At 38.8% G+C, this 15,504-nt stretch carries 16 protein-coding genes; 2 read left to right on the forward strand and 14 right to left on the reverse strand.

The features are described 5' to 3' along the window. A partial coding sequence (locus I6F54_RS09395) for an IS4/Tn5 family transposase DNA-binding protein (protein ID WP_197141032.1) occupies positions 1–309 on the reverse strand: 309 nt, incomplete at its 3' end. A 139-nt stretch (positions 310–448) separates the two neighbouring features. Continuing rightward, positions 449–787, reverse strand: a complete 339-nt coding sequence (glnB, locus tag I6F54_RS09400) for a nitrogen regulatory protein P-II (protein WP_002962211.1) — start codon at positions 785–787, stop codon at positions 449–451. A gap of 160 nt (positions 788–947) precedes the next feature. Between glnB and I6F54_RS09405 the strand changes: the two genes are divergently transcribed. Together I6F54_RS09405 and I6F54_RS09410 are read left to right on the forward strand one after the other, a co-directional pair. Beyond that, the gene (locus tag I6F54_RS09405) at positions 948–1,499 is read left to right on the forward strand and encodes a GspH/FimT family pseudopilin (RefSeq protein WP_007581379.1); all 552 of its coding nucleotides are present in this window, start codon (positions 948–950) and stop codon (positions 1,497–1,499) included. A gap of 79 nt (positions 1,500–1,578) precedes the next feature. Beyond that, positions 1,579–2,109, forward strand: coding sequence for a GspH/FimT family pseudopilin (locus tag I6F54_RS09410; protein WP_165729057.1), 531 nt, complete (start codon positions 1,579–1,581; stop codon positions 2,107–2,109). Between the two features lie 6 nt (positions 2,110–2,115). Here I6F54_RS09410 and I6F54_RS09415 read toward each other — a convergent pair whose 3' ends face one another. The 12 genes from I6F54_RS09415 to ribF all read right to left on the reverse strand — a co-directional run bounded on the left by I6F54_RS09415 (position 2,116) and on the right by ribF (position 15,447). Next, complete coding sequence (locus I6F54_RS09415; protein WP_024589416.1) at positions 2,116–2,532, reverse strand: type IV pilin protein; 417 nt, start codon at positions 2,530–2,532, stop codon at positions 2,116–2,118. A gap of 9 nt (positions 2,533–2,541) precedes the next feature. Continuing rightward, positions 2,542–5,778 (reverse strand): pilus assembly protein, encoded by a 3,237-nt coding sequence (locus I6F54_RS09420; RefSeq protein WP_165729056.1) that lies wholly within the window; start codon positions 5,776–5,778, stop codon positions 2,542–2,544. A gap of 1 nt (position 5,779) precedes the next feature. Continuing rightward, complete coding sequence (locus tag I6F54_RS09425) at positions 5,780–6,283, reverse strand: hypothetical protein (protein WP_024589418.1); 504 nt, start codon at positions 6,281–6,283, stop codon at positions 5,780–5,782. Beyond that, positions 6,271–7,266 carry a PilW family protein gene (locus tag I6F54_RS09430; protein WP_007581375.1) on the reverse strand — a complete coding sequence of 332 codons (996 nt, stop codon included), beginning with the start codon at positions 7,264–7,266 and terminating at the stop codon, positions 6,271–6,273. The genes I6F54_RS09425 and I6F54_RS09430 overlap by 13 nt, the downstream gene beginning before the upstream one ends. A 1-nt stretch (position 7,267) precedes the next feature. Continuing rightward, positions 7,268–7,828 (reverse strand): type IV pilus modification protein PilV, encoded by a 561-nt coding sequence (pilV, locus tag I6F54_RS09435; RefSeq protein WP_101164149.1) that lies wholly within the window; start codon positions 7,826–7,828, stop codon positions 7,268–7,270. Positions 7,829–8,011: 183 nt separating this feature from the next. After that, entirely contained in the window at positions 8,012–8,713 is a 702-nt protein-coding gene (locus I6F54_RS09440; protein WP_024607278.1) for a LytR/AlgR family response regulator transcription factor, read from the reverse strand. Continuing rightward, a complete protein-coding gene (locus I6F54_RS09445) occupies positions 8,710–9,744 on the reverse strand; it encodes a sensor histidine kinase (protein WP_010555108.1) in 1,035 nt (344 codons plus the stop codon). The genes I6F54_RS09440 and I6F54_RS09445 overlap by 4 nt, the downstream gene beginning before the upstream one ends. 39 nt (positions 9,745–9,783) lie before the next feature. Continuing rightward, positions 9,784–10,713, reverse strand: a complete 930-nt coding sequence (ispH, locus tag I6F54_RS09450; protein WP_007581370.1) for a 4-hydroxy-3-methylbut-2-enyl diphosphate reductase — start codon at positions 10,711–10,713, stop codon at positions 9,784–9,786. Beyond that, the gene (gene fkpB, locus I6F54_RS09455) at positions 10,713–11,153 is read right to left on the reverse strand and encodes an FKBP-type peptidyl-prolyl cis-trans isomerase (protein WP_002958231.1); all 441 of its coding nucleotides are present in this window, start codon (positions 11,151–11,153) and stop codon (positions 10,713–10,715) included. The genes ispH and fkpB overlap by 1 nt, the downstream gene beginning before the upstream one ends. Continuing rightward, on the reverse strand, positions 11,150–11,650 hold the full coding sequence (gene lspA, locus I6F54_RS09460) for a signal peptidase II (protein WP_007376920.1): 501 nt from the start codon (positions 11,648–11,650) through the stop codon (positions 11,150–11,152). Before lspA ends, fkpB begins: the two co-directional genes overlap by 4 nt. A gap of 12 nt (positions 11,651–11,662) precedes the next feature. Then, a complete protein-coding gene (gene ileS, locus I6F54_RS09465) occupies positions 11,663–14,491 on the reverse strand; it encodes an isoleucine--tRNA ligase (protein ID WP_197141042.1) in 2,829 nt (942 codons plus the stop codon). A 5-nt stretch (positions 14,492–14,496) separates the two neighbouring features. Further along, a complete protein-coding gene (gene ribF / locus I6F54_RS09470; RefSeq protein ID WP_024607280.1) occupies positions 14,497–15,447 on the reverse strand; it encodes a bifunctional riboflavin kinase/FAD synthetase in 951 nt (316 codons plus the stop codon). Between the last annotated feature and the right edge of the window lie 57 nt (positions 15,448–15,504).

The following is a 15,504-nucleotide window of genomic DNA, read 5'->3' on the forward strand; positions in this document are numbered from 1 at the left end:
AATGGAGGAATGTTTATAAATTAGTGTGGTCGTGTCTTCTAATGCAAGCAATAAGTTATGACTTTTTGCTTGTTCAACCGTGGCTTTAAAGCCTGACTCGGCTATAGCCGTTGCGTCAATATTCTCGTTGCGAATAAAGCGGTAGGCACCTTCCATATCGGCGGGGGATTGAGTGATGTTCACAAGTGGTTTTCCTGGTTCATTTGCAAGCGTTGATGCTAACTTTACCAGACGCGCTGTTCTTCTTGGATCACCTAAGTCCGATTTACCGAATTGTTGTTTTGCCCAATGAGTATGTTCGTTAATCATAATGTGCCCTCAAACAAGATTTGAAGATCTGATCATGACATTGAGATTTAGTTCAAAAAAATCCCCGCTAATTTCTTAGCAGGGATTTGTGTATAAGAGACAGCTTAGTAAGCGCCTTTTTACTGCGTAGAAGAAAATCTTAAATCGCTTCTTCATCTTCCTCAGCAGTACGAATACGTATTACACGCTCAACATCAGTGACAAATATTTTACCGTCACCGATTTTTCCTGTTTGTGCCGTTTTTACAATAACTTCAATTGCACGGTCTACATCTTCATCAGTCAATACAATATCAAGTTTTACTTTAGGTAAAAAATCAACCATATACTCTGCGCCACGATATAACTCAGTGTGACCTTTTTGACGTCCAAAGCCTTTAACTTCGCTTACCGTCATACCTGTAATACCTACATCCGACAACGCTTCACGCACATCGTCTAACTTAAAAGGTTTGATAATTGCTTCTATTTTTTTCATATTAATTACTTTTGAAAGCTCCAGTTGCCTCGATTTTAGACAATCATGATGTTCATAGCAAACAAAGCGATTGAATTACGGTGATAAAACAACCGATCATGGTATAATTTATTGTATAAAAATAGCTATACTTAAATGACTAGCAGTAAATGAGATTAATATGAAAAACAAACAAAACGGATTCACTCTTTTAGAACTCATGGTAACCGTTGCTATCGTTGGGATCATTGCATCAATTGCGATTTGGAATAGCAGCGATATGCTAGAAGAAAATAGAGCTGAGAATTTTTTGTTGGAGTTAAAAAGAAATATTAGCTATGCACGCTCTCAAGCAGCAAGTACAGATGAAATAGTCGTTATATGTGCCGCGCAGCACGGTGAAGTAAAAAATCAAAATGACACAATGCAATGTCGTAATCGATGGGACAGAAATAAAATTATCATTGTATTCATTGATGGTGATAATAGCGGTCAATACAACAGCTCTACAGACTCTTTACTACGAGTTATGGAAAAAATAAGCCTTAATGACAAAATAAAATATACTGGTAATGATAGGAGATTACGGTTTAATACCAGTGGTCGAATAACAACGAACCCCGGTGATTTTGTATTTTGTCCTAATAATGGCAGTGAAAATAATAAAGCTTTAACAGTATCTCAATCTGGTACTTCTTTTTATACCGGTGATACAGCTCAGACTTGCGGTTAAAAAACATACAAATTCATCTTGTCATATTTGTATCATTTACTAGACTGAGTTAATCATTTATTAACTCAGGTCTTCAAGGATGAGATTATCAATATCAAAAAACAAGGGAGTGACACTTCTTGAATTAATGGTTTCAATGGCTGTTGTCATTGTAATCAGTCAATTATCGATGTGGTTTTATCCAGACTTCTTGGCTAAAAACCGATTAGATAACCATGTGAATCTACTACATCGAAATATAAATTATGGCCGCCTTTACGCAATTGAAAATGGTACTTACGTCACGCTTTGCGCACTAAAAGGCAGTCAATGTACAAAGGACGAGTGGGATGGTCAAATGTCACTATTTATCGATAAAGATAAATCAACGACTCTAGATGATGATGAGTTACTCTTAAGCACTTTCGAGGATGTCCATGATGCTGATACTTTAGAGTATCCGCGCAACGCCATTACATTTCGTCCAGATGGTTCTTTAAATGGTTTTCAAAATGGGACTTTTATATATTGCCCCAATAGCAATAAAGCCAATCTCGAAGGATTGGCTTTATCTGTAAGTCAAACGGGTAGAATTCGCATCAAATCAACTGATAAGTGTCAGAAGAAGTAATCTAGGCTATCGACCCCAACAATAATCAATATCAGAGTTACCTTTACTTCCTTTTGCACCTTTGAGGCCTGTGTCAGTAATTGTAAGCTCTTTACAATCGTTATCCCCCTTTACAGCACCGGCTATAGGCTTAGCTGTAATAGTGAAAGTATTGCTATCGACTACCTTTATGGATAGCTCAAAATGGCCATTTTCGGTCTTACTTTGCAATCCTAAATCAGTAAATGTCTCTGTATATTCCCTATTATCGACAAAATACTGCTCCTCCTTGTTTGCAGCATCTAACAATGCTGCAGCAGCTTCAGCGCGCGAAGCACGCTTTACATATTCAGTATAGTTAGGCAGCGCAATTGAAGCGAGTATGCCGACGATAGCAACGGCTATCATCAGCTCAATTAAGGTAAACCCGTGTTGTTTTTTCATCTAATTTCCTTAATTATTAACTTCGTCATTTTCTTCACGTTTATAGATATATGTTTGTTGGGTTTTAAAGCCAAACCCTACTGCATTGTCATTAACCAACACAACTTTACCATCAACAACAGTTAAACCAGGACCTTTTATTTCTACAGGTTTCATTGGATTTTCCGCATTTTCACCTTTAATACCAGGCCCAATTAAATAAAACTGACTTTCTTGTATTACGTCAACTGTTGGGTCGTCATCACATTTACCATCGCCATTACCATCTACACATGAAGGGCTTTCACCAAAGTATAACTGAGGTGTGTCTGGTACATCATAGCTGGTTGTAAATTTAAGGTCGTCATACACTTTAGTACCGTAATGTAAGTGAAAAGCGTATAAAGAACCACCACCACCACTTAGCGAACATTGATTTTCAGTCGATGTATCTGATGCAGGAGTGAAGCTTGTAAAATAGGCAACACCTCCAACAACTGTAGCAGCAGCTAGCGACTTTTCACCCGTTCCTAACTCATATCTCCAGCCATTAAATTTAGCCAAGCCCACTTCTAAGTCAACAAAATCATCAACGTCATCTAGAGCATTGCCAAATGGGTCTGAATTCATTTGCATCAAATCAGCAGGCACAATAGTATCTGGTGCATTCGTTTTATACGATTTAGTAACCGTATTTTCATCTCTGATCATAAACAATTGATCTTTTTCATTGGTGCCGGTTGGTTTTGAGCGATTACCACTGCCGATAACTATGGCATCATACGGTGTATCTAAGCGTGTTATAACGGTGCTACCATTAACTGTTGACTCGCTTACTTTACTATAAATTGTGCGTGCTACGAGTGGTTTATAGAAAAAGCGTCTGTCTTCAGTTGCTTTATTACTACCAAGTTCAGCTAATTTATAATGGCTAAACTCGCTAGTGTTACTACCTGGCATATCTACACGCCAAATATCACCACCGGTATCTGCCGCATAAATTCGGTCTATATATCCATCATAATCTGAGTCAAGCGTGGTTATATCTGCAGCAATACTATGCTTACCTTTAAAGCCATTAATATCCGGTGTTAATGCCCACACCCTTTTACCGGTTTCAGCTTCAACAATATAGATACCTCGGCCTATATCATCCTCACTACGAATAGCTGCATCTTTATTTGTATCGTATCCAGCACCAAAAATTAATAAAGGCTTATCACCAAATGCTTTAATGTAGGCTATTTGTGGCTTTGACCAGGTTTGTGCAAGCTCTTTAAAATCACCTTTACCACCTTCGATTGGAGCGTCCCATAATTTTTTCGGTATGTTCGGGTTTGTTATATCAAGTCCGTAGTAATTTTTACCACCGCGACGCATCCCCGCAAAAGCCCACACTTTATCGTCGCCACTCGCATCAATAATACCGTCATTTAAACCATCACTATTTAAGTTTTTATTATCAAAATAAATACTAATAGGACCATCCATACCATATACTTTCGTATCGGCTTGATTTTCACGTAGAGGTTCAATAATGTTGTATAAAGCAGACGGTATAAATGCCCAACTTTCACTTACACTATCATCTGAATCCTTAAACATATGTAAAAAGCCAGCATTAGTTCCTATCAAAACTCGAATATCATCATTACCATAATCGATTGCAACAGGTTTAGAATGCAGAGGGTCACCAAAAATATCTTTGCGCTGGTCAACCTTAGACCCATCGCCATCTTCATCATCAACGTCTATACCCATTGCCCATTTGATATCATTACTCGATAAGCTTAGCGGATTGTTATCGACTAAATTGAGAATATCACTCACAACTGAGGTATTAAAATTTACTATAGATCCCTGATTGTCAGTGTATAAATTACGGCTATCTGAATCTAATGTCGTTAAATGAAGGTTCACACCACCTTGTGCAACTAAGTTACCATCTGCTGGCTCCCCACTTGGCAACCAAAATGTTTCTGCATTTTCGTCAATTAAACCATTCTCATCAAGTGCCGACAATCCTTTTGAGTCAACAATTTGATTCCCTGATACTTTCAGTTTTTTTAAGTTTCCACGCCAGCGAGCACCGGTTTCAGGGTAAAACATGGCAAAATAAACAGCATCCCGGCTACGAGTTTGATCTACATTATTACTCGCAACTGAAGGCGATGAAAAACTATCATTTACTTCTCTAATTCTTGAAATAGTATTTTTTAATGCTTCTGAAAGCGCTTCTGCAGTTCTTGCTTCTATATACTGCCCTCCACCAACACTTGCCGCCTTGTCTAGTAGAGCAATTCCCCCTTGACTCATTCCTGTACCAAAACCTATTGTGTATACACGGCCTGTATCTAATACATCACTTGTTGGAGTGTATAAATCCACTTTCGTGTCCGAGGTACCATGTAATATTTTAGCCATTGCAACTAAATAGCTTCCGCTATAGCGACCACTGTCAAAAGGGATGGCATCAGTAAAAAGGTTGTTATGGACAGCTGCAATTGAAGCGTCCCTTCCATCATCATTAGTTGGATCACCATCTGTCATTAAAATAATATTAATTGAGTTATCACAGCGTAATGGTTCACCATTACTCTGCTCAAAAGGTGATCTATAAGTTACATTGTTATCGATACTTTTATCTCGATCATTATAGAATCGACCATAATCAAGGTTTTGCCCTGTTATATAGCGATAAGCCTCCCATAATGTCTCTGTTATTGGAGTTCCACCACTGGCAGGTAAATCATCAATGTCTTGTAAAATATTTGATTTATTAGCTCCAACCTTAGCTACTACATACCCTCCAGCACTATCCTTAAATCGCATCAAACCAAAATCAATATCATCATTATCATTGACTAATTGTGTCATCGCATTTTTAGCTACATCGATTCTTCGGTCATGGCAATCTGCAACTGCAACGCCATTTACACCTATATAGCATTGCTCATTGTATTCATTATATTCTGGCTTACTTGCAAAGCATGTAACCTGTTGGTAAGCATCATATGTAACAGTTTGACGATTTCTGCCACGTCCAGTTGTCTCTTCATATTGATACTTTGTGTAACAGACTTGATCATCACCATTGATAACGCTCCAATCCATACTGCCAGAGGTATCAAATATCATTAACACTCTTGGATTTTCGTCTGTCTCTACATCATGATTTACATAAAGCTCAATATCCTCAGCGAATACCGACATACTTATTGTTAAGCCAAGCAAAGAGGCTAACACTTTGTTTAATTTAAATTTCATCTTAAATCCCCTTGCTTACGCTGGCCATTTCTTGTGCTATACCTGTAACAATAGTTAGTTCATGTTTACTTTTAGATCCATATTCTATTGTGGTGGCAACCTGTAACATATTGCACGATATACCTGCAGTAAAATTAAAGCGTCGAGGACATTCTAAATCTAACGCCCCCTTGTTCAGGTTAGTCATTTTGCTTTGCATATCTGCATGATTTGCAATCACCATACCTTTGTCATCACCATCCGCGATTGCAGTTACTTCATCGGGAGTCAGGAAGAACTGATTATTAGCGCCTTGATTTGCCTCATCAGAGATCATGCGCTGCACTTCACCAATGAGTTCATTCTCGGCCACTTCGCGCTCTTGTGCTGCATTGGTAATTTTAATATCAATACTACTACTGCTCATAAGTGTCACAGCAATACCGGTCACTGCAATAACCATTATTAAAGCTGTAATTAGAACTACACCTTGCTGTTTTTTTTGTGATTGTTTTAGATACGCCATAAATTTGATCCAACATTATTTAATCGAATAGTAGTAGTAAACACAGTACGTCTGAAATTATCGGTAAATGTTAATACACGCTTATCTTCATCCTCACCTAATGTATAAGTTTGGTTTTTAATTTTAACTCCTGGGTCTGGTTGTAATGCGCGTATTAATAAAAAAACCTGAACAGTTAAAATACCTTTACGATTTTCCCAATCTGTATACTTCATATCTTGAATACTTCGGTAGGTATCTACACGATTATCACTGTTAGTATCAAGACCAAAAACAAACCGCATGTTCTCAACACCTTCCATAATAGTTTCTGTGTTGATGCTTCCACCAACCAGGCGCTTTCTCATTAATGCAGGTACAGTTAAATTTTTATTATTAACTTTATAAGTTTGTTCTGATAGATAATAAACATGATGGCTGTATGGCCAAACGGTTGCATTAACATTAAGAGTCGCAGCGTTAACCGTTCCACGGAAAAATTGAGCTTTCTCTTGCTCAGCTACAAAGTAGTTTTCATCGGCCTGAGTCTCATTAGTTACTGTATTAACTGTTAAACTCTTACCTTGTAAAAATTTTAATTGAATAATGTCAGTACTTTTAATTGGATTATTTAGGCAGTTAAGCTCTTTTGATTCTCCAGCAACCTTTGCGTAAATAGTTCTAAAATTACTAGCTGTAGCAAAATCAGGAAAACTCCCATTATTTAATCCTTCAAAGCAGTCTGTTCCAGGGTTTGCTAGTGTATCTGTATTTACTGCAGTGAACGAATCGTCATAATAAGTTCCCCAAAAGCCAATTTGTTCAATATCACGTTGCATTATGTTAATTGCAAGGCGCCCTGATTCTTGAAGTTCACCAATAGTCATCGTATCTTTAGTGGTTACTTTCATACCTATATAGGTGAACATAACGCCACCTAGTATTAATCCACCAATAAATAATGAAATCATCATTTCTACAAGTGTAAAACCTTTTTGCTTCATGTTAGCTCCTAAGGTAAATGTAACTAGTTAATACAACTAAGCGGCGCTTTTTGTCAGCCGTTCCACACTTTATTGCGCCAGTAGCATCATTTGCATTAAACTCTTGTCGACCTTGCCACGAAACAATTACTTCTAAATTAAATGCCTTACCACCCGAGCCAGCAACTACTGTAGGTGCAATACATACGGTAGCACCATCTAAAGACCCCGTATTTTCTCGAGCTCTTATAGCTCTTTTCCACTGCTCAAGATCTAAGGCCGCAACTTGCGCTGCGCTACAAGTGTTTGTGAAGCACGCCTGCGAGGTTGTCGTAGCAGTTTCACTATCAAATGTTTGTGTGTACAGCCCGGCTATTTGAGGGGTATCGTTAGCACGGATACGCTGCACAATATCATTACCAAGTGCAACTGCAGCAGCACGCTGCATAGAATCAAAGCTTGCTTGCTTTGCTTTTGCTTGCAGGGCAACTGCGCCTAGAAGGCCAAAACTAAGAATAATAAATGCAATTAACACTTCAATTAGAGTGAAGCCTCTTTGCACTTTTGTTTGAGATGACTGCATAGTAGAACCAAATAAAAATTATCTGATTATAAGTTTATGCTATTTATTTGAGGAATCAATGAGGACTAAGACAAGCGGTTATATTTGTTGATAAACGGTTAATTAAATCGGCTCATTCAACAAAACAGTAGTAATTAAGCGTAAATGCATTTAAGTCAGAGGCAACTTAATTGCGAAATAAGTCTAAAGCGTATTTTTAACTAATTTAAGCTCGCGGCGGCTCACTGGCAATAACTCACTGCACCCTTGTAGCTCAATCATATGATTGCCATTCCCTTTTGAATGCAAGGCTATTACTTTTTGTTTATTCACTAAAGTATTGCGGTGAATTCGTAAAACATATGCGGGATATTGCAGCTCTAATTGCTTTAGGCTTTGCTCCAGTAAAGCTTCTCCACCCGAGAATATCATTTTGGTATACTTTTCTTCGGCACTAAAATACAAAACATCATTTATATCAACACTACGTAGAGTACCCGCTAACTGATAAGATACTTTTACATTTTGTTGTTTTTGAATATGTACTTTATTTAAACGGCCTACTTGCTTAAGTACCTTCTGCAGTGATTGCTCTGAAATAGGTTTAACTAAATAACCTGCAGCGCTTAATTGTAAAGCATCGAAGGCATGCTCAGGGTGGGCAGTTATAAAAACAATAGCAGGAGGTAGAGTTAGACTATTGAGCTCATTAGCAACTTGTAAACCATTCATACCAGGCATATCAACATCTAAAAAAATCAAATCAGGTGTTTGCTTTTTAGCAAGTACTAGAGCTTCCTTACCATTACTTGCCTCACCTTGTACAACTATGCTTTTATCATGTGCCAACAAACGGATTAAGCGAGATCTCGCAAGAGGTTCATCATCAACAATGAGTACATTCATACACTGCCCTCAATTAGCTTAGGGATAACGACCTTGACCCTAAACACATCATTTTTATTAGTAATTGTTAGCTGCGCTTTATTTTTATAATAAATATTTAATCGCTGGCGAATATTTTCAAGCGCCATTCCGTTATTAGGCCTAGTTTGAGCATTAGAAATTGTTATAGGGTTAGAAACAATCATGGTTATATAGCCGGTAGTGATATGTAGCTCTACTTTTATTTCTGCACCATGCTCACTTGTTTCAACGCCGTGGCATACCGCATTTTCAATTAATGGCTGCAGGGTTAAGCAAGGAATACTCAATGCGGGTAGTTCATTAGGTATTTGCCAATCAACTCTTAAGCGATTACCAAAACGCCACGTTTCAAGTGCGATATATTGCTTACTCAGCGTTATTTCATCTTCAAGAGATACATTCTTCCCCGAGTGCATTGCAGCCTGCGATAATGCGGCTAATGCTAAAATAGCCTGTTCTGCCGCATCGGCATCATGATGAGTAAGTTCTGCAGCAGTGTTTAAACTATTATATAAAAAATGAGGACGTATTCTAGCTTGTAGGGCATCAAGCTCAGCACGAGAAAGAGCTTTAGTTTGCTGCTCTTTTTCAAAATGAATTAATAAAAACTGGACGAATAAAGCCGCCAGTAAAGCCACTATAATGCAATTGCGAAGTGTGAAATAAATTAGGTTATTTGTATCATCTATATCAAAAGCAAAATGAGAAAATAAAATACTAAAAATACAGGTAGATAATAAAAAAAAGGCAAAAAATAGACTTAATTGAAAAGTTTGAGTACGTTTTTGTAAGAAAAATCTACAAAAGTATAAAGAAGAAGTACCGACTAAAACAATTAAATGCATAAACAAACTAATGATCCCAAGTCGTAGCCAAATATCTCCTTCTACATTAGGTGCAAAAGCTAAAACAATAGCAATAACTTGAGAAACAATAAGCGTGGCTAATACGCCTCGCTCATTAAAAAGAGCCGAAAAAAGCAAACCATCATTTTGAAGTGACTTGCTCATAACGACTCTCCTTTAATCTAAATGTTTAATATATTTAAATTAACGTAGCTCTACAGGAACAGCAAATACTATATTTTCTACTTCACCTGGGTTCTCAACAACCTGTGTGCCACCAAGCTCTTTTAATCGGCTTATTACTTGTTGTACAAGTACTTCTGGCGCAGATGCTCCCGCAGTTACGCCAACTGATTTAGAGCCTGAAACCCACTGCTCTTGTACATCAGTTGCGTCATCAATTAAATAAGCAACTGTGCCCATTTTATCTGCAAGTTCACGTAAGCGATTAGAGTTAGAGCTATTTTTAGCGCCAACAACTAATAGCACATCAACTTTATCAGCTAAGTCACGAACAGCGTCTTGACGATTTTGCGTTGCATAACAAATGTCATCTTTACGAGGTCCGTCAATTGATGGAAACTTATTGCGTAGTGCATCAATAACATCTGCTGTGTCATCAACTGAGAGTGTTGTTTGGCTGCAATAAAAAAGATTTTCAGCATTTTTTACATTAAGCGCAACAACATCATCAACGGTTTCAACAAGATAAATGCCACCGGCTGAGTTATCATATTGTCCCATTGTTCCCTCTACTTCAGGGTGGCCATGGTGTCCAATTAAAATACACTCAATACCTTTACGACTCGCACGTGTAACTTCCATATGTACTTTAGTTACAAGCGGACACGTTGCATCAAATACTTTTAAATCACGACGTTTTGCTTCACTGCGAACAGCTTGCGAAACACCATGTGCACTAAAAATAACAATGCTGTCGTCAGGTACTTGATCAAGCTCTTCAACAAATACCGCACCACGACTTTTTAATCCATCAACCACATAGCGGTTATGTACTACTTCGTGGCGCACATAAATTGGCTTTTCAAAAATATCTAGGGCGCGCTCAACAATACTAATAGCACGGTCAACACCAGCGCAAAAGCCGCGTGGATTAGCTAGTAATATTTCCATTAACCTTCCACCTCAATAATATCAACTTCAAACGTTAAACGTTGGCCAGATAAAGGGTGATTAAAATCAATCGTTACCGACTCACCTTGCACTTCGCGAACTAATCCAGGAAGCTCAGTACCGTCAGGTTGAGTAAACGCAATTATTGCACCTACTTTGGCTGGTGTTTCTGGGCCAAATTTACTACGGTCAACGTAGTAAATATTATCTGGATTTGGCTGACCAAACGCATCTTCAGGTTCTAATTCAAACGTTTTACTTTCGCCTGCAGTTAAACCTAATAAACACTTTTCGAAGTTTGCCGTTAAACTGCCATCGCCCATTGTTAATTTAGCAGGTTTGTTGTGCACCTTGGTAGAATCAGCGGCAGAGCCATCTTCTAATTTAATAGAAAAATGGAAAATAACTTGCGAGTTTTCACCAATTACAGCTTGGCTCATGCTTTATGCTCCTTCGGACTCTCGCCGGTAAAGGCATCAAATAACAATAATGCTGCGCCAATACAAATAGCGCAATCAGCAATATTAAATACAGGAAAATGTGAGTCTTTATAAAATACGTGAATAAAGTCGATTACATAACCATACGCAATACGATCGTATAAATTACCAATAGCGCCTGCAAGTACCAGTGCATAAGCACCGCATAGTACTTTGTTTGTTGCAGGTAAGCGTTTTAGCCACCACACAAGCAAAGCACTAATAGCAATAGCAATCGCACTTAAAAACCAACGCTGCCAACCACCCGCTTCACTTAAAAAGCTATAAGCAGCACCATAGTTATGCACATAAGTAATACTAAAAACAGGGAGTAAGTTTATCGACTCTTGATAAGCCATAGTCCCTACAACAAGTGTTTTACTGGCAAAGTCTATTACTAATAGTAATAGACTCAACCAAAGCCACACTAAACCACTTTTTTGGGCTAGTTTGCTCACTAAGAATAACTCCTAAGCGAATTGACGCTTTTCGCCTTCGCCGTCAACATTACTTACACAACGACCACAAATTTCAGGATGAGCAGGGTTAACACCTACATCTTCACTGTAATGCCAACAACGCTCACATTTAGCAGCATCTGTTGCAGCAACACTAATGAATAAACCTTCAATTTCGGTAGCTTGTGTATCAGCTGGCTGACTATCAACTTCAGAAACATTTACGGCCGATGTTAATAATACAAAACGCAGTTCATCACCAAGCGCATTTAATTTAGCGGCAAGCTCTTTACCCGTAAATAAATTAACTGTTGCTTGAAGCGTTGCACCAATGACTTCTTCTTTACGTGCAGCTTCTAATAAACGGTTTACTTCGTCGCGTACTGTTAGAATTTCTAACCAGTCATCGTTACTAAATTGGCTATTTGTTGGCGCTTGTAAGCCATCATACCAAACAGATGTAAATACGTAGTTACTACGCTCACCCGGTAAAGCTTCCCAAATTTCTTGTGCGGTAAAGCTCATAATAGGTGCCATCCAGCGCGTCATTGCTTCTGCAATATGATAAAGCGCTGTTTGACAAGAACGACGTGCATGGCTGTCACTTTTAGCTGTGTACTGACGATCTTTAATGACGTCTAAATAGAACGAACCAAGCTCACCCGTACAGAAGTTCATTAGCTTTTGCGTTACTAATAGCATTTGGTAGCTATCGTATGCGGCTAAAATTTCGTCTTGCAACTGAGCAGCACGACCAACAATCCACTTATCAAGCTCAACCATATCATCAACAGCAACTTGATCAGTTTTTGGATCAAAACCATTTAGGTTAGCTAGTAAGTAACGGCTAGTGTTACGAATACGGCGGTAGCGATCGGCAGAGCGCTTAAATATTTCATCCGACACAGTCATTTCTGCCGTGTAATCGGTAGAGGCAACCCATAAACGTAGAATGTCGGCACCTAGTTTATTCATCACATTTTGTGGAGAAATAACATTGCCTAGCGACTTAGACATCTTGCGGCCGTTTTCATCAACGGTAAAACCATGAGTCAATACTTGGCGGTATGGCGCATGACCATTAATAGCCACTGATGTCATCATTGATGACATAAACCAACCACGGTGTTGATCAGAACCTTCAAGGTATAAATCAGCTGGACCAACTAGGTCTTCACGTGCGTCTACAACACATGCATGTGAAACACCTGAGTCAAACCATACATCTAGCGTATCTTGCACTTTCATGTATTGCTTGGCATCTTCTTCACCAAGTAATGTAGCTGGATCTAAATCGTACCATGCCTGAATACCAGATTTTTCAACTAGCTGTGCAGCTTGCTCAATGAGTTCTTGAGTATTTGGATGAAGTGCACCGGTATCTTTATCAGCAAACAATGCAATTGGCACACCCCAAGTACGTTGGCGAGATATACACCAATCTGGGCGGCTTTCAACCATGTTCGAAATACGGCTTTCGCCCCACTCTGGCAACCACTGCGTGTTTTTAATTTCTTTTAAAGAATCTTCACGCAAGTTAGCCTGATCCATACTTACAAACCATTGTGGTGTAGCACGGAAAATAATCGGTGTTTTATGGCGCCAACAATGTGGGTAACTATGAGTTATAGCATGATGATGCATTAATGCACCGTGCTCTTTTAATACTTCAATTACGCTCGCATTTGCTTTAAATACATGCTGACCTGCAAAAAGTTCAGTATCTGGTAAATAAACGCCATTAGCGCCAACAGGGTTAGCTACTTCAAGGTTGTAATTTAAACCAGCCACGAAATCTTCTTGACCATGCCCTGGTGCTGTATGTACAACACCGGTACCTGAGTCAGTCGTTACGTGTTCTGCAACAATCACTGGTACATTAAAATCATAAAAAGGATGGGCTACTTGTAAGTTTTCAAGTGCAGCACCTTTTACATAACCTAATACGTGGAAGTGATTAAAACCAAAGCGGTCCATTGCATCTTTAACAAGCTCAGAGCCTAAAATTAGACGTTGTTGTACGCCTTCATCTTCAACCTGCACCAATGCATATTCTAAATCGGCATGCACAGCTACTGCGCGGTTTGCTGGAAGCGTCCACGGTGTTGTTGTCCAAATAACAGTACCAACACTGCCTTCACCTTTATGACCATCAGCCAAATCAAACGCGTTAACAACAGCATCTTGATCAACAAATGTAAAACGTACATCAATAGCAGGAGATTGCTTATCTTGATATTCAACTTCAGCCTCTGCTAATGCAGAACCACAATCTGTACACCAATGCACAGGCTTAGCACCTTTATGCAAATGACCTTTTTCAATAATACGACCAAGTACACGAATTGCATTCGCTTCAAAGTCAAAGTTCATTGTTAAGTAAGGCTTATCCCAATCTGCAAATACGCCTAAGCGTTTAAAATCAACTTTTTGACCTTCAACTTGTTTTTTAGCGTATGCACGGCATTTTTCACGAAACTCGCTCGCGGTTACTTTTACGCCCGGCTTGCCTACTTTTTTCTCAACCATTAACTCGATTGGTAAACCATGACAATCCCAACCTGGGACTAATGGTGAATCAAAGTCAGATAATGTTTTAGACTTAACAATAATGTCTTTTAATATTTTATTAACTGAGTGGCCTAAATGGATGTCGCCATTTGCATACGGAGGGCCGTCATGCAAAATAAAGGTCTTTTTACCTTTCTTAGCGCTGCGAATTTGACCGTACAGGTCGTCTTCATACCATGCTTTAAGCATTTTTGGTTCACGTTGTGCCAAATTGCCACGCATTGGAAACGGTGTTTCCGGTAAGTTCAAAGTATGTTTATAGTCGCTCATTTATCCTACATTCCGTCTCTATCGGCTACCTGATTTAAACCAAAACACTGCTTAGCGGCAGCAACATCAGTTGCTATTTGCGCCGTTAATTGTGTTAATGTCTCGAATTTTTTTTCATTGCGAAGTTTTTTTATTAACTCCACATGCATAAATTGTCCGTAAATATCCTGTGCAAAATCAAAAAGGTGAACTTCTAATAATGCACGAGTTCCATTAAATGTCGGCTTATTGCCTACATTTGCAACTCCAAAAATCTGTTTTCCTGCAATCGTTGCTTGCACTGCAAACACCCCGTTGACAGGACACACTTGGCGTTTTAGGGCAATATTTGCCGTTCTAAAACCGAGTTCACGTCCTCTTTTCCAGCCGTGTATAACACGCCCAGAAATAGCATAATCGTGACCAAGCATTGTTTTAGCACTTGCTAAGTCACCAGATGCCAAAGCATCTCGTATTAAAGTGCTGCTTACTCTAGCATTTAATTGACGAAAACTCGCGGTGCTTTTTACGTCCATGCCCGCTTGCTTGCCCATGCTAGCAAGTAAGTCAAAGTTACCTTGGCGCTGCTTTCCAAACTTAAAATCATCGCCAACAGTGAGAGCTTTAACACCTAACTTTTTAATCAAAATATCATTAACAAATTGCTCAGCATGCATGTTTGCAAATTGCTGATTAAAGCTAATGCAAATAACTCGCTCAATACCTAAATCACTAAGCAAACGTAGCTTATCTCGTAAGCGCGTTAGCCGTGCTGGGGCATTGTTTTTAGCAAAAAATTCTTGTGGCTGGGGTTCAAATAGCATTACAGTGCTAGACAAACTATGCGCTTTAGCATCAGTAAGTAAGCCTTTTAGTACTTCTGCGTGGCCTAAATGAACACCGTCAAAATTACCAATAGTTAACACACAACCAAAGTGGTGTGGGCGAATATTGTGTATACCTCTAATTAACTCCATGCCACCTAATGCCTTGTTTAGCGAGCTATTAATTACGACTAAAAATTAATTAAAGCC

It is taken from the genome of Pseudoalteromonas sp. SWXJZ10B, from assembly GCF_015864475.1.
GTDB classification, from domain to species: Bacteria; Pseudomonadota; Gammaproteobacteria; order Enterobacterales; family Alteromonadaceae; genus Pseudoalteromonas; species Pseudoalteromonas arctica.